Source organism: Yersinia sp. 22-579, from assembly GCF_030433455.1.
GTDB classification, from domain to species: domain Bacteria; phylum Pseudomonadota; class Gammaproteobacteria; order Enterobacterales; family Enterobacteriaceae; genus Yersinia; species Yersinia enterocolitica.
Genome location: NZ_JAUJTZ010000027.1, coordinates 1 through 19,850 on the forward strand (window position 1 = coordinate 1; position 19,850 = coordinate 19,850).

The following is a 19,850-nucleotide window of genomic DNA, read 5'->3' on the forward strand; positions in this document are numbered from 1 at the left end:
TTCTCTGTTCTCTTTGCCGGTCACTTAACTACTTGATTCGTTGTGTGCCGTCTCGATGGATGCGCATTATAGGGAGTTCTCAGCCGCCCGCAACCGCTAATTTCAATAAAAATGACTGTTTGCTGCATTCCACAGCAAAACCCCGCCTTATACCCTGTTGTACACAAACTTATCCACAGATTGAAACTGTTCTCAAAATTGACGAGCATCACGCAATCGTTTTCGCTACAATTCCCCGCGTCGAAAAAGAGTGACCTCGCGGACAAAATATCGATGGAATGAAGTGGTTTTTATAAAATGAGTCAATACCGCCCGCGATAAAGCGTATTTTGATGCTGTAGAGAGGTCGGTCTCACATGAAAGTTGCCACTGGCTGGCATTTCTCGCTATTGGGATGTTATCTGAATCTGTTTTTCTCTTTATATAGATAGAAGAGATTCACGTAACGCTCTATTGATTGATTGCGAAGAACAACTGCGACTCCAAAGCCAAGGGATAAAACCATGCAACAACGCCGCCCAATCCGCCGTGCTCTGCTCAGTGTGTCTGACAAAGCCGGCATCATCGAATTCGCCACGGCACTTTCACAACGTGGTATCGAATTACTTTCCACCGGCGGAACTGCCCGCCTGCTGGCCGATGTAGGTCTGCCTGTCACCGAAGTGTCTGACTACACCGGCTTCCCGGAAATGATGGACGGACGCGTTAAGACTTTGCATCCCAAAGTACATGGCGGCATTTTAGGCCGTCGTGGCCAGGATGATGGAATCATGGCTCAACATGATATTCAGCCAATTGATATTGTAGTCGTGAATTTATATCCCTTTGCCCAAACCGTGGCCCGCCCGGATTGTTCATTGGAAGACGCCGTTGAGAATATCGACATCGGTGGCCCAACCATGGTGCGCTCTGCGGCCAAGAATCATAAAGATGTCGCCATTGTCGTTAAGAGCAGCGACTACCCAGCAATTATTGCCGAGCTGGACGAGAATGACGGTTCATTGACGTACCCAACCCGTTTCAACCTGGCGATCAAAGCGTTCGAACACACCGCCGCTTACGACAGCATGATTGCCAACTACTTCGGCGCATTGGTGCCACCTTATCATGGTGATACCGAACAGCCATCTGGCCGCTTCCCCCGCACCCTGAATCTTAACTATATAAAGAAACAGGATATGCGTTACGGCGAGAACAGCCACCAGCAAGCCGCCTTCTATATAGAAGAAGATGTGAAAGAAGCATCAGTGGCTACCGCACAGCAATTACAAGGCAAAGCCCTCTCTTATAACAATATTGCTGATACCGATGCTGCACTTGAATGTGTGAAAGAGTTTAGCGAACCAGCTTGTGTGATAGTTAAACATGCCAACCCATGTGGCGTGGCGATTGCTGACTCTCTGCTGGCCGCCTATGACAAAGCCTATAAAACTGACCCAACGTCAGCTTTCGGCGGCATTATTGCCTTTAACCGCGAGTTGGATGCCGAAACCGCCAACGCCATTATCAGCCGTCAATTTGTTGAAGTGATTATTGCCCCATCAGTCAGTACTGAAGCTTTGGCGCTGTTAGCCGCCAAACAGAATGTGCGTGTTCTGACTTGTGGTCAGTGGCAAGATCGTTCTGCGGGCCTGGATTTCAAACGTGTTAATGGTGGTTTGTTAGTACAAGACCGCGATTTGGGTATGGTGACTGAAGCGGATTTGCGTGTGGTGTCTAAACGCCAGCCGACCGAACAAGAGCTGCGTGATGCGCTGTTCTGCTGGAAAGTCGCCAAGTTCGTTAAATCTAATGCCATTGTTTATGCGCGCGACAATATGACTATCGGCATAGGTGCAGGCCAGATGAGTCGTGTGTACTCGGCCAAGATAGCCGGAATCAAAGCGGCAGATGAAGGTTTAGAAGTAGCAGGGTCTGCCATGGCTTCAGATGCCTTCTTCCCATTCCGCGACGGTATTGATGCGGCAGCAGCCGTCGGGATCACCTGTGTCATCCAACCGGGTGGTTCTATTCGTGACGATGAAGTCATTGCTGCGGCTGATGAGCATGGTATCGCCATGATCTTTACCGACATGCGCCATTTCCGCCATTAATTAACCCGCTTAACGGAGTCATCAGATGAATATTTTGATTATTGGCAATGGCGGGCGCGAGCATGCGCTGGGCTGGAAAGCAGCACAGTCACCTTTAGCCGATAAAATTTATGTTGCGCCGGGTAATGCTGGCACGGCCCTGGAACCCACGCTAGAAAATGTTGATATCGCCGCCACCGACATTGCCGGTTTACTGGCATTTGCGCAAAGCCACGATATTGGCCTGACTATTGTCGGCCCAGAAGCACCACTCGTCATTGGTGTGGTTGATGCCTTCCGCGCGGCGGGCCTGACTATCTTTGGCCCAACGCAAGCCGCTGCCCAATTGGAAGGTTCTAAAGCTTTCACCAAAGATTTCCTGGCCCGCCATAATATTCCAACCGCGTTTTACCAGAATTTCACCGAGGTAGAGCCTGCTTTAGCTTATGTACGCAAAATTGGTGCGCCAATCGTGATTAAAGCTGATGGACTGGCTGCCGGTAAAGGCGTGATTGTGGCAATGACGCTGGAAGAGGCAGAAACCGCAGTTCATGACATGCTCGCTGGCAATGCGTTTGGTAATGCCGGCCATCGCATCGTGGTGGAAGAGTTCCTCGATGGTGAAGAAGCCAGCTTTATTGTGATGGTTGATGGTGAAAACGTGTTACCGATGGCCACCAGCCAGGATCATAAGCGCGTTGGTGATGGTGATACTGGCCCGAATACCGGCGGTATGGGCGCTTATTCTCCGGCACCTGTCGTCACGGATGAAGTCCATCAGCGAGTTATGGATCAGGTTATCTGGCCCACAGTGCGTGGTATGGCAGCTGAAGGTAATGTTTACACCGGTTTTCTTTATGCCGGTTTGATGATCTCCGCCGATGGGCAACCAAAGGTTATCGAATTCAACTGCCGTTTTGGCGACCCGGAAACCCAACCAATCATGTTACGCATGCGTTCAGATTTGGTTGAGTTGTGTTTAGCTGGCGCACAAGGCAAGTTGAATGAGAAAACTTCTGACTGGGATGAACGCCCGTCACTGGGTGTGGTTCTGGCCGCAGGTGGCTATCCAGCGGATTACCGTCAGGGTGATATCATTCATGGGCTACCACAACAGGAAGTAGCTGATGGCAAAGTGTTCCATGCTGGAACCAAGCTAGACAGCAATAATAATGTGGTGACCAGTGGTGGGCGCGTGTTGTGTGTGACGGCACTCGGGGCAACGGTTGCACAGGCGCAGCAACATGCCTATAAGCTCGCTGAGAAGATTCAGTGGGAAGGTGCATTCTGCCGCAAAGACATTGGCTATCGAGCGATTGCCCGTGAAAATAGTGGTTCGTGAAGAATAGTAGTTTGTGAAGAATAGTGGCTCGCGGTAAATAACGCTACCGCTGTATTCTGTGGGCACAGTTCGCTGTGCCCTACTTCTTTCGGCCTTATAGACTACCGGCCTTAGGCTCCCAGCGGCAAAAGTCCTGATTAGCAACCAATAGCAATTGCTGTCCTTCCGATGAATCCAGCCACGCGACACCCAATGGTTCTGCGCTATTTGCGCCCCGTTTACTCAACCATGCTTGCGAATTATCATCAAGACTCAGGCGCAACGTTTTCCCAGCACAGGTTGTCACGATACCATCTTGCCAGCGCCCCTGAATTAACTGAACGTTACCGGCACGCAGCGCGCTACTCAGTTCCAGAATCCGCTTAGCTTCCAATTGATAAACGGCAATATTATCAACCGAGAGTTGCTCACGCCGTGTTGCCAGTTGGCGTTGCATAAAACTGACCTGCCCTTGCTCATCAAAACGTAACTCGACACTTTGTGGATCATCACCCAGGTCATTGCGCCGGATTTCCCGCAATACGCCATGTTGATATTCGTAGAAAGTCACGCGAGTGTTACCCCCGGAGTAGGGGCTGTAAACGCTCATCAGCACTTGTGGTTGCTGTTGTGCATTATCCTGGCGCCATAAACGCACGACACCGCTGTCGGCGATATAACCGCTGGCACTGAATTGAGGGGAACCGGACTGACTGCTACAGGCGCTGAGACCAAAGGCTAGACCGAGGGTCATCAGCACCCGCTGCATAAACAAAAGGGGCTTTGCCACCCCCCCGTTTATTATTTTCACTGACACACTATTAAGATTTAACAGCGTCTTTCAATGCCTTACCAGAAACAAACGCTGGCACATTAGCTGCAGCAATTTTGATTTCTTTACCGGTTTGTGGGTTGCGGCCAGTGCGCTCATTACGATGGTTTACTTTGAAGGTACCAAAACCAACCAATTGTACTGCATCACCCTCTTTCAGAGATTCGGTAATTGCAGCCAGTGTGGATTCCAAAGCCGCTTTTGCTTGAGCTTTAGAAAGGTCCGCTTTGTCCGCGATTACGTCAATCAGTTGAGTCTTATTCATAAGTTATCCTTACAGTGTGTTTATCGTTTGCAAAGCATCGAGTGCGACGGATATGCCGATTGACAGCACTCTCCTGCATACACGCACCGATAGCCACTTTTTTTCGCCCCCCAAATGTAGAACAGACAGGGGGCAGATGTGAAGCCTTAAGACGTGACAAATCAGGCGTTAAATCACGTTTTCTTGCCTTATTGCGTTAAATTTATGCCAATGTTGCTAACAGCCGCTTCCCGTAGGTCAGAACGTAACCCTTTAATCAGATCCAGGTCGCGCTCTTCGCAGTCAGCTAACAGGCGGAAAATCTCCCATTGGATATCCCATTCTTCTTCAATCGTGGGCAAGATTTTCAGTTCTTCATCGGTCATTTCTTTGCCAGCCAATGTCATTTCCAACATCGCAACGGTACGGATTGACGTTTCGCTGATAGCGATAGCATGCTCTAAAGTTTCGCCACTCAAACGTGAATGAATAGCTTCACTTAAAGCAATACAGGCATCGATGGCAGGGTAAACACCGTAGATAGCATAGTCATCAGCGGAAGGAATTGCCTCTTCCAGCTTCTCTAATTGGCTATCAAAATTAACCTTAGCGTCTTTTACCACCAAAGTTTCCCAGATAAGATCCAGAATACGTCGGTAAACGGCCGGATCACCAAACTCGGTTTCCAGGCAAAATTGCTGATAGTTGGGATACATCCGCTCGCACAAGCAAGCCATGAAAGTCAGGTGTTGCCAACTTTCCAGCTTTTCGAGACGTAGATGAATCGGATTACGTATCATGATGAGTTCTCATTATTCATTATCTGCGCGGCAGTGTACCCGAAATTAAATCATATCCCTATGCTTGCCAAGCAAATCAGGACTTTTCCGCACCCACCGTTGAAATTGCGGGCGGTTTGACGCGATAGCATCGGCCCAACGGGTCGGTTCCGGCAAACGGTAACCCGCCATGCAATGTTGAACCCACTCTAATGCGCTGCCAACACTCACCCGGTGGCCGGGTGAAATAAATAGCGGATTACAACGTTTTTTGCTGCGCCATACCCAACCTAGCTGCTCATCGGCATCAACCAAAGGCTGCAATGCGCCGTTATCGTCGCCCAATGGCTCAAAATGCCCGCATAAGCGGCTTTTGGCAACACCAATGGTCGGGACATCTACCAGCAAGCCAAAATGGCTGGCAACCCCTAAACGACGAGGATGTGCTATTCCCTGCCCATCAACAAAAACCAGTTGAGGTCGTTGTTGTATCTGCGCCCAAGCGGCTAATAATGCAGGATATTCACGAAAAGAGAGTAAACCGGGGATATACGGGAGTGAAGTTGCCACGCGGGCAACCTGATATTCCACCAATTCGAGCGAGGGGTAACGTAAAACGGCAATCGCAGCACGGGTCACTTCCCCTTGCTGCTCAAAACCAACATCTGCTCCCGCGATAAAGCGCACTGACTCACTTGCGATATCATCCTGAAGACTAATTTCAGATGCGCGTTGCAGCTGTTCTGCCCGTAACGCTTTGGTGTCTACCATCTGCCACCCTGTCTATAGATTGATTACTTTTGGTGATAAGGTTTTGATAATGCATGGACTGCCTTCACAAAAGCACCCGCATGTTCTGGTGGGACATCCTGATGGATACCGTGGCCCAGATTAAATACATGCCCTTCACCCTGACCAAAACCGGCCAGAATGGTACTGACTTCTTCCTCGATACGCGCAGCAGGCGCATAAAGAATGGAAGGGTCCATATTGCCTTGTAGAGCAACTTTGTCGCCAACCCGGCGGCGCGCATCGGCAATGTCTGTAGTCCAATCCAGTCCCAAAGCATCACAACCGGTGGCGGCCATCGCTTCCAGCCATTGTCCACCGCCTTTGGTGAACAAGGTCACTGGTACCCGACGCCCATCGTTTTCGCGGATTAAGCCGTCAACGATTTTATGCATGTAATTCAAGGAGAACTCTACATAATCACGCCCGGTCAGTACCCCGCCCCAGGTATCAAAGACCATCACAGATTGCGCGCCAGCTTTGATTTGAGCATTGAGATACAAAATGACACTGTCAGCCAATTTATCCAGCAACAAATGCAAAGTCTGCGGCTCGGCATACATCATTTTCTTCAGTTTGGTGAAGGCCTTACTACTGCCACCTTCAACCATATAAGTCGCCAATGTCCACGGGCTGCCGGAAAAGCCAATTAATGGCACCGCACCGGCCAGCTCACGGCGGATGGTTCTCACCGCGTTCATGACATAACCCAATTCCTGCTCAGGATCGGGAATAGGGAGCTTTTCAACATCTGCACGACAGGTAATCGGAGATTGAAAACGCGGGCCTTCGCCGGTTTCAAAGTACAACCCCAGCCCCATTGCATCGGGAATAGTCAGAATGTCGGAAAACAGAATCGCCGCATCCAGCGGATAACGACGCAATGGTTGCATCGTCACTTCACAGGCCAATTCAGCATTTTTACACAGCGACATAAAATCCCCGGCAATAGCGCGGGTGGCTTTATACTCTGGCAAATAGCGGCCTGCCTGGCGCATCATCCACACCGGGGTGACATCTACCGGCTGGCGTAGCAAAGCACGCAGATAGCGATCGTTTTTCAACTCATTCATGATAAAGCTCCCTTGATTATCCGCACGCATTGTAGCATGCCAGATAATACTTTCCTGCTAAGTGCCGACGCGATTAAGGGAGCTGTAATGATTCATTCTGGTTAGTTTAAAATGAGTGAGGCACGTTATGAGTATTATTTACAAGTAGGTGATTTAACGGAGCTAATTTATTCTCAACATTATGACTCGCCAATAGGCCCTGAAAAAGTTGTACCTGCTCGTCACTGGGTTTATTCGCTTGGCTGATGCGAATACCAAAAACATGAGTTTTCCCCTTTTCATCGGAAAGATAATAAGTGGCACCGGTTAGCGCTTGAGCTTCCCCCTCTTGCTCTGTTTGAACAGCAAAAAGATTCGGCCAGGTAGCCACTGCCTGATCGAAATTGACTTGTTGGTCAACATCATCTCGTGGTTTATCGTAAATAGCGGCATAACTGAATTGGCGGGGGATAGAAAGCAGATTTTTAAGCGTTGTAGCACGATCTGTAATAGTTTTTTGGCTCGCCTGGTTGCTTTTAATATCTGGGTGCATAGCGGTATCAACAGCTCCTGCCGCCACACACAGTGGGGTTGGCGGCATTGCCGTATGTGAAACCATCTTTAATGTATAAGATGGGTTCTTATCTAATATATCGAACAGCTCTTCTTCATAGATTTTTTGAATACCAACCGCAATGGTACGCTTTTCTACTTCAGTACCTGCAATATTAACAGTACCTTTCAGGAGCAATGTCCTCACGATATCGCCCTTACTGCTACTGTCTAACGCTGCTTTGTTATGTAGGTGTAACATTACGTTATCTTGGATACTGGCACTGCGTAATGGTGAAAAATTGCGATTCGATATTTGCGTGGGTTGGGCTGAGTTTATGGGCACTTTTTTACTCCGGGGAACTTGAGGAGTGAATAAAATATTCCATTACATCAGTATGTTCTTCTATAAATGGAGTAAAGGTGTTTACTTTCAACACCTCACTACATTATTGCTCTTCGCGGCATAATACGACGGTATCTTCAATTAAGCGGCGTGCCACGGTGCCTGGTGGTGGCAACAATGGTAATTGATCATAGCGATACCAACCGGCATTCAGTAGCTCTTTAGGGTCATGTCGCAGCTCGCCGCTGTCATACTCCGCCATAAATGCCATCATCAGTGAATGCGGGAATGGCCACGGCTGCGATGTCACGTAGCGCAAGTTCTTAATGTGGATATTACTTTCTTCCAGTACTTCGCGGGACACCGCCTGTTCCAACGTCTCCCCCACTTCGACAAACCCGGCTAACACCGTGTTAATACCACCACGATGGCGAACATGTTGTGCCAATAAAATCTCATCGCCGCGACGGATGGCAACAATCACGCACGGGGCAATTTGTGGGTAATAGCGTTCACGGCAGTGATTGCACAGACAAGCCCACTCAGTACGGCTGGCATGCATTTGATGCCCACAATAGCCACAATAGCGGTGAGAGCGGTAAAACTCGGCTAATTGCACGCCACGGCCCGCCAATTGGAACAAACCGCGATCGACATCCAGTAATTGCCGCACTGACCCCATATCCGTAGACATCATCTGGCGAATCAGCCAAACCGCCTGCCCTTGCCATTCACCAATCTGCCTTGCGGTCGCGCCCTGTAATGACCAATTGGCCGCGTTACCTTGTGGTAACTCCCCTTTTGGTAACCATAATTTGTTTTCATGGCTGACAATCCACCAGCCACTTTCTTTACCTGTAAGTTGTAGTTCCATATCGTTGTTGCACAACCTCGACTTCACTGGCAATCTAGAATCCGGCTTGTTACATTTTTGTAACCCATTATTACTTCACGGAGTCGATCTCATGCTTAACCGACTAGAAAGCCTGACTCAACGCGTTGGCGGCAGTAATGAATTAATTGATCAATGGCTTCATGCACGTAAAGAACTTTTAGTCTCGTATTGCACAGTGATCGGTATTAAGCCACAAAAAGGAAAGCATACCCCGCTTAATGAAAAAGCGCTGGAGAACTTTTGCCACAATCTGGTGGATTATCTCTCCTCCGGGCACTTCCATATCTACGATAGAATTATCAAACAGGTAGAAGGTGCGTCCAGCCCGAAAATGGCTCTAACCACCAAAGTTTACCCTGCTTTAAAAAATAACACTCAAACTATCATGGCATTCCATGATCGTTACACAAACATTGAGATCGATGACGATAGCTGCACCGAGTTTCAACAAGCTTTATCCGATATCGGTGAAGCGCTTGATGCTCGTTTTAGGCTGGAAGATCAACTTATTCAATGGGCTGCAGAGTCATGGCAAGCCGCTCAGTCAGAAAATAAAAAGAGTCAGGCCAATTAACCTAATAAATTAATAGTAAGCGTAATTGTCGCAGACAATTTGGATGCGGACAGCGCGCACAAACCGGAGCGTACACGTAGTACGTGAGGATTTGGAGCACTGCCCAAGTTCAAAGTGGCAAGTAAAATAGCTTACAGCACACTATTGTAGTTTTCATTCAACCTCGTATAGTAAGGACTCTTGTCGGAGTGCCTAGCACCTGTTTTCTTACGAAAGCAAACGCAGGCTGAGACCGTTAATTCGGGATCCGCGGAACCTGATCGGGTTAATACCCGCGAAGGGAACAAGAGTAATTTATCGCTACAGGCCCGGCATTCCCCTTATAGGTGGCTGCCGGTCACTGGCCAACATCGTTACTCCCGCCAAGCTCCAGACAAGCAATTTTCCCTATAAACCACATTGGCTCTATAACCACATTGGTAGGAATTGCTATGTCTAATAATACAATTTTTAATAATACAACCGCTAAAGATTCATCACGTCCACGCCACTCTATTCCACGCCAATCTATTCCACGAAAGCAGCAACGTGAACAAGCCCAGGCGTTTATTGACACCTTGCAAGGTGTCACTTTCCCCAACTCACAACGTATTTATCTGCAAGGCTCGCGGCTCGATATTCAAGTGCCAATGCGCGAGATCCAACTCAGCCCAACATTGATCGGCGGCGGAAAAGACGATCCTCACTATGAAGATAACGAAGCCATTCCGGTGTATGACACCTCCGGCCCTTATGGCGATCCCAGCGCTAAACTGGATGTCCATGCTGGTTTGCCCAAATTACGCGATAGCTGGATAACCGATCGTCAGGATACCGCGGCACTGACTTCCGTTAGCTCTGGTTTTACCCAACAACGTTTGGCTGATGAAGGTTTGGATCATTTGCGTTTTGAGCATCTTCCTCGCCCGAAGAAAGCCGTCGAAGGCAAATGTGTTACTCAATTACATTACGCTCGCCAAGGGATCATCACCCCAGAAATGGAGTTCATTGCACTGCGAGAAAATATGGGGCGTGAACGTATTCGCGGCGAAGTCTTGCGCCAGCAGCATCCGGGGCAATCATTTGGTGCACACCTGCCCGACAATATCACCGCAGAATTTGTCCGACAGGAAGTCGCTGCGGGGCGGGCCATCATTCCAGCAAATATTAACCACCCCGAATCTGAACCAATGATTATTGGTCGTAACTTTTTAGTGAAAGTAAACGCCAACATCGGTAACTCTGCTGTGACCTCTTCCATTGAGGAAGAAGTGGAAAAACTGGTGTGGTCTACCCGCTGGGGTGCTGACACCGTGATGGACTTGTCCACTGGCCGCTATATTCATGAAACCCGTGAATGGATACTGCGTAATAGCCCGGTCCCGATTGGCACTGTCCCTATCTATCAAGCGCTGGAAAAAGTGAATGGGGTGGCGGAAAACCTGACGTGGGAAATGTTCCGCGACACCTTGCTAGAGCAGGCTGAACAAGGTGTCGATTACTTCACCATTCATGCTGGCGTACTGCTACGCTATGTGCCGATGACCGCCAAACGGCTGACCGGTATTGTCTCTCGCGGCGGGTCGATTATGGCGAAATGGTGCCTTTCTCATCATCAGGAAAACTTCCTGTACCAGCATTTCCGCGAAATTTGCCAAATTTGTGCCGCCTATGATGTTTCATTATCACTTGGTGATGGTTTGCGCCCTGGCTCTATACAGGATGCCAATGATGAAGCCCAATTTGCCGAGCTGCATACTTTGGGTGAATTGACCAAAATTGCCTGGGAATATGATGTGCAAGTGATGATAGAAGGCCCTGGGCATGTGCCAATGCAGATGATTCGCCGCAATATGACCGAAGAGTTGGAGCATTGTCATGAAGCGCCATTTTATACCTTAGGCCCGTTGACCACGGATATTGCCCCCGGCTATGACCATTTCACCTCCGGTATCGGGGCGGCCATGATTGGCTGGTTCGGTTGTGCCATGCTGTGTTACGTCACCCCCAAAGAGCATCTTGGGCTTCCCAATAAAGAAGATGTAAAACAGGGTCTTATCACCTATAAAATCGCAGCCCATGCCGCTGATCTGGCCAAAGGCCATCCCGGTGCGCAGATCCGCGACAACGCCATGTCGAAAGCTCGCTTTGAATTCCGCTGGGAAGATCAGTTCAATTTGGCGCTCGATCCTGAAACAGCACGGGCCTATCACGACGAAACCCTGCCGCAAGAATCTGGCAAAGTCGCTCACTTTTGCTCGATGTGTGGGCCGAAATTCTGTTCGATGAAGATTTCGCAAGAAGTGAGAGATTATGCAGCCAAGCAAGAACAGGCCGCAGCTCAACCCATTGAAGTACTGCAATCGGGTATGGATCAGATGTCAGCCGAGTTCCGCTCTCGTGGCAGTGAGTTATATATCAGTAAATCACATCTTAGCCCGGCGAATCTGAAAGCGGAGGCTGATAATGAAACCATCTGATACACCACTCTTCTCGGCCCGGAAGGGTTTTCCGACGACTGAACAGCGCCTTGGCTTGTATCCGGTCGTCGATTCTGTGCTGTGGATAGAACGCCTGCTGGCGGCGGGGGTAACCACTATCCAATTACGTATCAAGGATTTAGATGATACTCAGGTAGAACAGGATATTGCCGCAGCAATTGCATTGGGTAAACGCTATCAAGCACGCTTATTTATTAATGATTACTGGCGACTGGCGATTAAGCATGGCGCTTACGGTGTGCATCTGGGGCAGGAAGATTTGGAGACCACTGATTTGGCCGCCATACAACAAGCCGGATTGCGGCTCGGGGTATCTACCCACGATGAGCACGAACTGGCGATAGCTAAAGCTGTGCGGCCTTCTTACATTGCAATGGGTCATATCTTCCCGACCCAAACCAAGCAAATGCCGTCATCCCCTCAGGGGCTGGCGGTGCTCAAGCAGATGGTGGAAAACACACCGGACTACCCCACCGTCGCTATCGGTGGCATCAGTATTGAGCGAGTCCCCGCCGTATTGGCAACCGGCGTGGGCAGTGTGGCTGTCGTTAGCGCCATTACTCAAGCTGAGGATTGGCAGCAAGCCACGGCACAATTGCTACGTCTGATTGAGGGCAAGGAGCTGAGCGATGATAAACAAGCATGAGCTGAGTGACAGTGAATTCTTACGCTACAGCCGCCAATTGTTGCTGGAAGATATTGGCCCGGAGGGCCAGCTGAAGCTGAAAAGTGCTCGCGTGTTGATCATCGGTCTGGGTGGCCTTGGCTCCCCTGCCGCACTCTATTTGGCGGCCGCTGGTATCGGTAAATTGTTACTGGCTGACGATGACCAATTGGATCTGAGCAACTTACAGCGCCAAATCCTGTACCGTACCACCGATATCAACCAGACCTCTGCCAGCAACCAAACTAAAGTGCGGTTAGCCCAGCGTCATTTGCAAAATCTTAATCCGCTGATTGAGATTGTCGCCTTCGATACCAGACTGGCAGATGCAGCATTGGCTGATGCGGTGGCGAACGCTGATTTGGTGCTCGATTGCAGTGACAACATGGAAACCCGCCATCAGGTGAACACCGCCTGTATCACAGCACAAAAAACCTTAATTAGCGGCAGTGCCGTGGGGTTTAGCGGGCAGTTGCTGGTGATTGAACCGCCTTTTTCCCACGGTTGCTACGCCTGCCTTTATCCCGATAAAGAATTACCGCAGCGTAACTGCCGTACCTCTGGTGTTTTAGGGCCGGTGGTCGGCGTTATCGGCACCTTACAAGCGCTGGAAGCCATCAAAATGCTGGCCGGTCTTCCGTCAGCATTGAGCGGGAAGTTGCGCTTATTCGATGGCAAGCAGCAAAGCTGGAGCACCTTGCAACTGACGCGAGCGAAGCATTGCCCTGTCTGTGGAGGCTCACAGTGAAGAGTGATCATATAAACATTGTGCTTAATGATCAGCCACTTGAGATGGAATGCACCATAACCGTTGAAAAGTTGCTCCAACAACTGAACCGCCATCAGCCGGGAACAGCGCTGGCGGTCAATCAGGTCATCATCCCACGTACTGACTGGGAAGAGTATCAGTTGCACGAGGGTGACAACATTTTACTATTCCAAGCCATTGCCGGAGGCTGACATGCTGAAGATCGCCGATACCACTTTTACCTCACGTTTATTTACCGGTACGGGCAAATTTGCCACGGCTGAATTGATGCTGGAAGCACTACGCGCCTCCGGTTCACAACTGATCACCATGGCAATGAAGCGGGTGGACCTCCTGGCCGGTAACGATGCCATTCTTGCGCCGTTGCGCCAGCTAGGCGTGCGCTTACTGCCTAATACATCCGGAGCGAAAACTGCGCAAGAAGCTATTTTCGCCGCGCGCCTGGCACGTGAAGCACTAGGAACCCATTGGGTAAAACTGGAAATTCATCCAGATGTGAAGTATTTGCTGCCCGATCCAATAGAAACCCTGAAAGCCGCCGAAATACTGGTAAAAGAGGGATTTGTGGTTCTGCCTTACTGCGGCGCAGACCCGGTATTGTGTAAACGGCTGGAAGAAGTCGGCTGTGCTGCCGTCATGCCATTGGGGGCACCTATTGGATCAAATTTGGGATTACGCACTCGCGACTTTCTGCAAATTATTATCGAGCAGGCCAAAGTGCCAGTGGTGGTTGATGCTGGTATTGGTGCGCCAAGCCATGCACTTGAAGCTATAGAGCTAGGCGCTGATGCTGTTCTGGTGAATACCGCGATTGCTGTTGCTCGCTCACCGGTACAAATGGCTCATGCATTTCGCTTGGCGGTAGAGTCTGGCGAATTGGCGCGTCAGGCAGGGCTTGGTAATCGACAATTTGATAGGGCAATAGCCACCAGCCCACTGACCGGTTTTCTTAGCCAACTTGAGGAAGAAAATCATGTCTGAAGGGTTTAGCCAGCGCTGGCAGCAATTGAATTGGGATGATATTTCTCTGCGCATTAACAGTAAAACCGCCGCAGATGTTGAGCGAGCTATTCACGCGGTAAAACCCAGTCGTGAAGATCTCATGGCACTGATTTCACCTGCAGCTCTGGCTTATCTGGAGCCAATGGCGCAGAAAGCCCAACAGCTGACGCGCCAGCGTTTTGGCAATACCGTCAGTTTTTATGTGCCGCTTTATCTTTCCAATCTGTGTGCCAATGATTGTACTTACTGCGGTTTTTCGATGAGTAATCGCATCAAGCGCAAAACATTGGATGAAACTGAAATCATCCGTGAGTGTGAAGCCATCAAAGCACTGGGCTTCGAACACTTACTGCTGGTTACCGGTGAGCATCAGGCAAAAGTGGGAATGGACTATTTCCGCCGTCATTTTCCAACTATTCGCAATCAATTCAGCTCACTGATGATGGAAGTTCAGCCATTGGCAGAAGAAGAGTATGCAGAGCTCAAAATGCTGGGATTGGATGGCGTGATGGTTTATCAAGAAACCTATCATCCGGCGACTTATCAGCAACATCATTTGCGCGGCCATAAACAGGATTTCCATTGGCGGCTGGCAACTCCAGATCGTCTGGGACGCGCTGGGATCGATAAGATCGGGCTAGGTGCTTTGATTGGTTTATCAAACAGTTGGCGTACCGACTGCTACATGCTGGCGGAGCATCTGTTTTACCTGCAACAAACTTATTGGCAGAGTCGCTACTCAATTTCATTCCCACGTTTACGCCCGTGTGCCGGGGGAATTGAGCCTGCTTCTCTGATGAGCGAACCACAATTGCTGCAACTGATTTGTGCTTTCCGCCTGTTTGCACCGGATGTGGAGCTATCACTCTCGACTCGTGAATCACCGTTCTTCCGCGATAACGTGATTCCGCTGGCGATAAATAATGTCAGTGCAGGGTCGAAAACGCAGCCGGGCGGATATGCCGATGACCATCCAGAGCTTGAGCAATTTGCCCCCCATGATAATCGAACGCCTGAGCAGGTGGCTCAAGCACTAACGCTGGCAGGGCTACAACCCGTATGGAAGGATTGGGATCGTCATTTTGGGCGCATATCCCAATAAATTTCGTACTTTCTTTATGAAAAATAAGCAAAAAAAAACCGCCCCGAAAGGAGCGGTTTTTACGTTGGTGACGAACAAAGAGATTAGTCTTTGCTGTTACCAAAACCAGCGTTGAGCAATTCAGCCAGGTTAGCAGTCGCTTCGTCCGCGCTCACTTGCGGAACTACTGGTGCTTCACCCTGTGCTTTACGGCGCATACGATCCTGATGATAAGCGTAACCGGTACCGGCTGGGATCAGACGGCCCACGATAACGTTCTCTTTCAGGCCACGCAGTTCATCACGTTTACCGGCAACTGCCGCTTCAGTAAGAACGCGCGTGGTTTCCTGGAACGAAGCCGCAGAGATGAAGGACTCGGTCGCCAAGGATGCCTTGGTGATACCCAGCAGGTCACGTGTAAACGTAGCCTCGATTTTGCCTTCAGCTGCCAGCTTACGGTTAGCGATTTTAACGCGAGACATTTCTGCCTGCTCGCCTTCCAGGAAGTCGGTGCTACCTGCATCAACGATAGTGCCTTTACGCAGCATCTGACGAACGATAACTTCGATGTGTTTATCGTTAATCTTAACGCCTTGCAGACGGTAAACTTCCTGCACTTCGTTGGTGATGTAACGAGTTACCGCGTGAACACCACGCAGACGCAGAATGTCGTGTGGAGATTCTGGGCCATCGGAAACCACGTCACCGCGTTCTACAATTTCACCTTCGAACACGTTGAGCTGACGCCATTTCGGAATCATCTCTTCGTATGCATCGCTACCATCCAACGGTGAGATAACCAGACGGCGCTTGCCTTTGGTCTCTTTACCGAACGAGATGATCCCGCTGATTTCAGCCAGGATTGCAGGCTCTTTCGGACGACGTGCTTCGAACAAGTCAGCAACACGTGGCAGACCACCGGTAATATCCTTGGTACCGCTTGATTCCTGAGGAATACGCGCCAGGGTATCACCCGCACCGATCTGAATACCGTCTTCCAGCTGTACAATCGCTTTACCTGGCAGGAAGTATTGAGCAGGCATATCAGTACCTGGGATCAATACGTCGTCACCTTTGGCATCAACGATTTTCAGTGCCGGACGCAGGTCTTTACCGCTACCGGTACGCTCTGCGCTGTCCAATACCACCAGAGAAGACAAACCAGTCAGTTCGTCGGTCTGGCGTGTAATGGTCTGGCCGTCAATCATGTCCGCGAAGCGGATGAAACCGCTCACTTCGGTCACAACTGGCATGATGTGCGGATCCCAGTTAGCAACGGTTTCGCCGCCCTGGACTTCTGCGCCATCGCCTTTAGCCATTACAGCACCGTAAGGCACTTTGTAGCTTTCTTTAGTACGGCCGAATTCGTCGATCAGTTTCAGCTCGGTATTACGAGAAGTAATAACCAGCTTGCCCGCTGCATTGGTAACGAACTTGACGTTGCTCAGTTTCAAGCTGCCTTTGTTCTTAACCTGAATGCTGGACTCTGCTGCCGCACGAGATGCCGCACCACCGATGTGGAACGTACGCATCGTAAGCTGGGTACCCGGCTCACCGATGGACTGTGCTGCAATAACACCAACCGCTTCACCTTTGTTGATGATGTGACCACGTGCCAGGTCGCGACCATAGCAGTTTGCACACACACCAAAGTCAGTTTCACAGCTTACTACTGAACGAACTTTAACGCTGTCGACGGAGTTTTCTTCTAACAGATCACACCATTTTTCGTCCAACAGGGTGTTACGCGGAACCAGAATATCAGCCGTACCCGGCTTGATAACTTCTTCAGCGGTCACACGACCCAGAACGCGATCGCGCAGTGGTTCTTTAACATCACCACCTTCGATAACCGGGGTCATCACGATACCGTTATGGGTACCACAATCGTCTTCGGTTACGACCAGATCCTGTGCCACGTCAACTAAACGACGAGTCAGGTAACCGGAGTTCGCAGTTTTCAATGCGGTATCCGCCAAACCTTTACGCGCACCGTGGGTTGAGATGAAGTACTGAAGTACGTTCAAACCTTCACGGAAGTTCGCGGTGATTGGCGTTTCAATGATCGAGCCATCTGGCTTAGCCATCAGACCACGCATCCCTGCTAGCTGACGAATCTGTGCAGCAGAACCACGCGCACCGGAGTCGGCCATCATAAAGATGCTGTTGAATGATACTTGCTGTTCGACAACGCCGTCACGGTTGACAACATCTTCTACAGACAAGTTATCCATCATCGCCTTGGCAACACGTTCGTTAGCCGCGGCCCAGATATCGATCACTTTGTTATAACGTTCGCCTGCTGTTACCAGACCGGATTGGAACTGTTCCTGGATCTCGGCAACTTCAGTTTCAGCTTCTTCGATGATCCCTGCTTTCGCTTCTGGGATAACCATGTCATCGATACCTACAGAGGCGCCTGAGCGTGCTGCGTAAGCAAAACCGGTGTACATGATCTGGTCAGCAAAGATAACCGTTGGCTTCAAGCCCAGGATGCGGTAACAGGTGTTCAGCATCTTGGAGATAGCTTTTTTGCCCAGCGGCTGATTAACGATAGAGTAAGGCAGGCCTTTCGGGACGATCATCCACAAAATAGCACGACCTACAGTCGTATCGATAATGCTGGTACGCGAAGTGCTTTCGCCTTCGGTATTACGAATTTCTTCAGTAATACGGACTTTTACCCGCGCATGCAGAGATGCCAGGCCAGCGCGATAAATACGCTCAGCTTCTTTCGGGCCAGTCAGTACCATGCCTTCGCCTTTGGCGTTAACACAGTCACGGGTCATGTAATACAGACCCAATACAACGTCCTGAGAAGGAACGATGATTGGCTCGCCGTTCGCTGGTGACAGGATGTTGTTGGTAGACATCATCAACGCACGTGCTTCTAACTGAGCTTCCAGTGTCAGCGGTACGTGAACAGCCATTTGGTCACCATCGAAGTCGGCGTTATATGCCGCACAAACCAGTGGGTGCAACTGGATTGCTTTACCTTCGATCAGAACCGGTTCAAACGCCTGGATACCCAAACGGTGAAGGGTTGGTGCACGGTTCAGCAGCACTGGGTGTTCGCGGATAACTTCATCCAGGATATCCCAAACAACTGCTTCTTCACGCTCAACCATCTTCTTGGCGGCTTTAATGGTGGTAGCAAGACCACGCAATTCCAGCTTGCCGTAGATGAACGGTTTGAACAGCTCAAGAGCCATTTTCTTCGGCAGACCGCACTGATGCAGACGCAGGTATGGACCAACGGTAATAACCGAACGGCCTGAGTAGTCAACACGTTTACCCAGCAAGTTCTGACGGAAACGACCTTGCTTACCTTTGATCATGTCAGCCAGTGACTTCAACGGACGCTTGTTAGAGCCGGTAATCGCACGACCGCGACGGCCGTTATCCAGCAATGCATCTACTGCTTCTTGCAGCATACGCTTTTCGTTGCGCACGATGATGTCCGGAGCAGCCAAGTCCAGCAGGCGTTTCAGACGGTTGTTACGGTTGATCACGCGACGATACAAATCGTTCAGATCAGAAGTCGCAAAACGACCGCCATCTAACGGAACCAATGGACGCAGATCTGGCGGCAGCACAGGCAGCACGGTCAGGATCATCCACTCTGGCTTGTTGCCAGACTGTACGAACGCTTCCAGCAACTTGATACGCTTGGTCAGCTTCTTACGCTTGGTTTCAGAATTTGTTTCGTTCAATTCTTCGCGCAGGATCTCGCACTCTGCTTCCAGATCCATGTTTTTCAACAAGGCCTGAATAGCTTCGGCGCCCATTTTCGCGTCGAACTCATCACCAAACTCTTCCAACGCGTCCAGATACTGCTCTTCAGTCAGGATCTGACGACGTTCCAGGTTGGTCATACCGCCTTCAACAACCACATAGGATTCGAAGTACAGTACACGTTCGATGTCACGTAATGGCATATCCAACAGCAAACCGATGCGGGATGGCAGCGATTTCAGGAACCAGATGTGCGCAGTCGGAGAAGCCAGTTCGATGTGACCCATACGCTCACGGCGTACTTTGGTTTGAGTCACTTCAACGCCGCATTTCTCACAAATAACACCGCGGTGTTTCAAACGCTTGTACTTACCGCACAGGCATTCGTAATCTTTTACTGGGCCAAAGATACGGGCGCAGAAAAGGCCGTCACGTTCTGGTTTGAACGTACGGTAGTTAATGGTTTCCGGCTTTTTAACTTCACCGAATGACCAGGAACGGATCATGTCTGGCGAGGCCAGAGCAATTTTGATCGCATCAAACTCTTCGGTCTTAGTTTGCGCTTTCAGAAACTTTAATAAGTCTTTCACGGATTGGCTCCTGTCGGAGTTAGACCTGATAGGCGCTCAAACCTAAGCATATAAAAACCTAAGTTTGAGCGCC

Annotated in this window: 17 protein-coding genes and 1 riboswitch; of the genes, 9 read left to right on the forward strand and 8 right to left on the reverse strand. The window is 49.9% G+C overall.

Annotated features, from left to right (window positions below; genetic code table 11):
- Nucleotides 1-503: 503 nt before the first annotated feature.
- On the forward strand, nucleotides 504-2,093 hold the full coding sequence (gene purH, locus QSV56_RS21410; protein WP_050132362.1) for a bifunctional phosphoribosylaminoimidazolecarboxamide formyltransferase/IMP cyclohydrolase: 1,590 nt from the start codon (nucleotides 504-506) through the stop codon (nucleotides 2,091-2,093).
- A 25-nt stretch (nucleotides 2,094-2,118) separates the two neighbouring features.
- The gene (purD, locus tag QSV56_RS21415; RefSeq protein ID WP_019084417.1) at nucleotides 2,119-3,414 is read left to right on the forward strand and encodes a phosphoribosylamine--glycine ligase; all 1,296 of its coding nucleotides are present in this window, start codon (nucleotides 2,119-2,121) and stop codon (nucleotides 3,412-3,414) included.
- 94 nt (nucleotides 3,415-3,508) lie between these two features.
- On the opposite strand, the gene QSV56_RS21420 is transcribed toward purD, so the two are convergent.
- The 7 genes from QSV56_RS21420 to nudC all read right to left on the reverse strand — a co-directional run bounded on the left by QSV56_RS21420 (nucleotide 3,509) and on the right by nudC (nucleotide 8,861).
- A complete protein-coding gene (locus tag QSV56_RS21420) occupies nucleotides 3,509-4,162 on the reverse strand; it encodes a DUF1481 domain-containing protein (RefSeq protein ID WP_005175673.1) in 654 nt (217 codons plus the stop codon).
- A 52-nt stretch (nucleotides 4,163-4,214) separates the two neighbouring features.
- Nucleotides 4,215-4,490 carry a nucleoid-associated protein HU-alpha gene (gene hupA / locus QSV56_RS21425; protein WP_005166072.1) on the reverse strand — a complete coding sequence of 92 codons (276 nt, stop codon included), beginning with the start codon at nucleotides 4,488-4,490 and terminating at the stop codon, nucleotides 4,215-4,217.
- 188 nt (nucleotides 4,491-4,678) lie between these two features.
- The gene (locus QSV56_RS21430) at nucleotides 4,679-5,269 is read right to left on the reverse strand and encodes a YjaG family protein (RefSeq protein ID WP_301213718.1); all 591 of its coding nucleotides are present in this window, start codon (nucleotides 5,267-5,269) and stop codon (nucleotides 4,679-4,681) included.
- A gap of 45 nt (nucleotides 5,270-5,314) precedes the next feature.
- Entirely contained in the window at nucleotides 5,315-6,019 is a 705-nt protein-coding gene (gene nfi, locus QSV56_RS21435) for a deoxyribonuclease V (protein ID WP_019080241.1), read from the reverse strand.
- A 23-nt stretch (nucleotides 6,020-6,042) separates the two neighbouring features.
- Nucleotides 6,043-7,110 (reverse strand): uroporphyrinogen decarboxylase, encoded by a 1,068-nt coding sequence (gene hemE, locus QSV56_RS21440; protein WP_026018360.1) that lies wholly within the window; start codon nucleotides 7,108-7,110, stop codon nucleotides 6,043-6,045.
- A gap of 106 nt (nucleotides 7,111-7,216) precedes the next feature.
- On the reverse strand, nucleotides 7,217-7,849 hold the full coding sequence (locus QSV56_RS21445; RefSeq protein WP_301213741.1) for a hypothetical protein: 633 nt from the start codon (nucleotides 7,847-7,849) through the stop codon (nucleotides 7,217-7,219).
- Nucleotides 7,850-8,090: 241 nt separating this feature from the next.
- On the reverse strand, nucleotides 8,091-8,861 hold the full coding sequence (gene nudC / locus QSV56_RS21450; RefSeq protein WP_019080244.1) for an NAD(+) diphosphatase: 771 nt from the start codon (nucleotides 8,859-8,861) through the stop codon (nucleotides 8,091-8,093).
- Between the two features lie 91 nt (nucleotides 8,862-8,952).
- On the opposite strand from nudC, the gene QSV56_RS21455 reads away from it, so the two are divergent.
- From QSV56_RS21455 to thiH, 7 genes are all read left to right on the forward strand, one after another.
- Entirely contained in the window at nucleotides 8,953-9,456 is a 504-nt protein-coding gene (locus QSV56_RS21455; RefSeq protein ID WP_046695551.1) for an Rsd/AlgQ family anti-sigma factor, read from the forward strand.
- Nucleotides 9,457-9,630: 174 nt separating this feature from the next.
- A riboswitch (TPP riboswitch) is annotated at nucleotides 9,631-9,756 on the forward strand.
- A 131-nt stretch (nucleotides 9,757-9,887) separates the two neighbouring features.
- On the forward strand, nucleotides 9,888-11,915 hold the full coding sequence (thiC, locus tag QSV56_RS21460) for a phosphomethylpyrimidine synthase ThiC (RefSeq protein ID WP_263698256.1): 2,028 nt from the start codon (nucleotides 9,888-9,890) through the stop codon (nucleotides 11,913-11,915).
- Nucleotides 11,902-12,582, forward strand: a complete 681-nt coding sequence (gene thiE, locus QSV56_RS21465) for a thiamine phosphate synthase (protein WP_301213729.1) — start codon at nucleotides 11,902-11,904, stop codon at nucleotides 12,580-12,582. The genes thiC and thiE overlap by 14 nt, the downstream gene beginning before the upstream one ends.
- Nucleotides 12,566-13,348: a HesA/MoeB/ThiF family protein gene (locus QSV56_RS21470; protein ID WP_019080248.1), complete on the forward strand. Its 783-nt coding sequence runs from the start codon at nucleotides 12,566-12,568 to the stop codon at nucleotides 13,346-13,348. The genes thiE and QSV56_RS21470 overlap by 17 nt, the downstream gene beginning before the upstream one ends.
- The gene (thiS, locus tag QSV56_RS21475) at nucleotides 13,345-13,560 is read left to right on the forward strand and encodes a sulfur carrier protein ThiS (RefSeq protein ID WP_046050047.1); all 216 of its coding nucleotides are present in this window, start codon (nucleotides 13,345-13,347) and stop codon (nucleotides 13,558-13,560) included. Before QSV56_RS21470 ends, thiS begins: the two co-directional genes overlap by 4 nt.
- Nucleotide 13,561: 1 nt before the next feature.
- Complete coding sequence (locus QSV56_RS21480; protein ID WP_019084424.1) at nucleotides 13,562-14,350, forward strand: thiazole synthase; 789 nt, start codon at nucleotides 13,562-13,564, stop codon at nucleotides 14,348-14,350.
- A complete protein-coding gene (gene thiH / locus QSV56_RS21485; protein WP_019084425.1) occupies nucleotides 14,343-15,473 on the forward strand; it encodes a 2-iminoacetate synthase ThiH in 1,131 nt (376 codons plus the stop codon). The genes QSV56_RS21480 and thiH overlap by 8 nt, the downstream gene beginning before the upstream one ends.
- A gap of 83 nt (nucleotides 15,474-15,556) precedes the next feature.
- Here thiH and rpoC read toward each other — a convergent pair whose 3' ends face one another.
- Nucleotides 15,557-19,777, reverse strand: coding sequence for a DNA-directed RNA polymerase subunit beta' (gene rpoC / locus QSV56_RS21490; protein WP_046050045.1), 4,221 nt, complete (start codon nucleotides 19,775-19,777; stop codon nucleotides 15,557-15,559).
- Nucleotides 19,778-19,850 lie beyond the last annotated feature (73 nt).

Coding starts and splice junctions, on each gene's coding strand:
- QSV56_RS21420 (WP_005175673.1), bottom strand. CDS start 4,162: ATGCAGCGGGTGCTGATGACCCTCGGTCTAGCCTTTGGTCTCAGCGCC.
- QSV56_RS21480 (WP_019084424.1), top strand. CDS start 13,562: ATGCTGAAGATCGCCGATACCACTTTTACCTCACGTTTATTTACCGGT.
- purH (WP_050132362.1), top strand. CDS start 504: ATGCAACAACGCCGCCCAATCCGCCGTGCTCTGCTCAGTGTGTCTGAC.
- hupA (WP_005166072.1), bottom strand. CDS start 4,490: ATGAATAAGACTCAACTGATTGACGTAATCGCGGACAAAGCGGACCTT.
- QSV56_RS21455 (WP_046695551.1), top strand. CDS start 8,953: ATGCTTAACCGACTAGAAAGCCTGACTCAACGCGTTGGCGGCAGTAAT.
- thiE (WP_301213729.1), top strand. CDS start 11,902: ATGAAACCATCTGATACACCACTCTTCTCGGCCCGGAAGGGTTTTCCG.
- nfi (WP_019080241.1), bottom strand. CDS start 6,019: ATGGTAGACACCAAAGCGTTACGGGCAGAACAGCTGCAACGCGCATCT.
- hemE (WP_026018360.1), bottom strand. CDS start 7,110: ATGAATGAGTTGAAAAACGATCGCTATCTGCGTGCTTTGCTACGCCAG.
- QSV56_RS21430 (WP_301213718.1), bottom strand. CDS start 5,269: ATGATACGTAATCCGATTCATCTACGTCTCGAAAAGCTGGAAAGTTGG.
- thiH (WP_019084425.1), top strand. CDS start 14,343: ATGTCTGAAGGGTTTAGCCAGCGCTGGCAGCAATTGAATTGGGATGAT.
- QSV56_RS21470 (WP_019080248.1), top strand. CDS start 12,566: ATGATAAACAAGCATGAGCTGAGTGACAGTGAATTCTTACGCTACAGC.
- purD (WP_019084417.1), top strand. CDS start 2,119: ATGAATATTTTGATTATTGGCAATGGCGGGCGCGAGCATGCGCTGGGC.
- thiC (WP_263698256.1), top strand. CDS start 9,888: ATGTCTAATAATACAATTTTTAATAATACAACCGCTAAAGATTCATCA.
- nudC (WP_019080244.1), bottom strand. CDS start 8,861: ATGGAACTACAACTTACAGGTAAAGAAAGTGGCTGGTGGATTGTCAGC.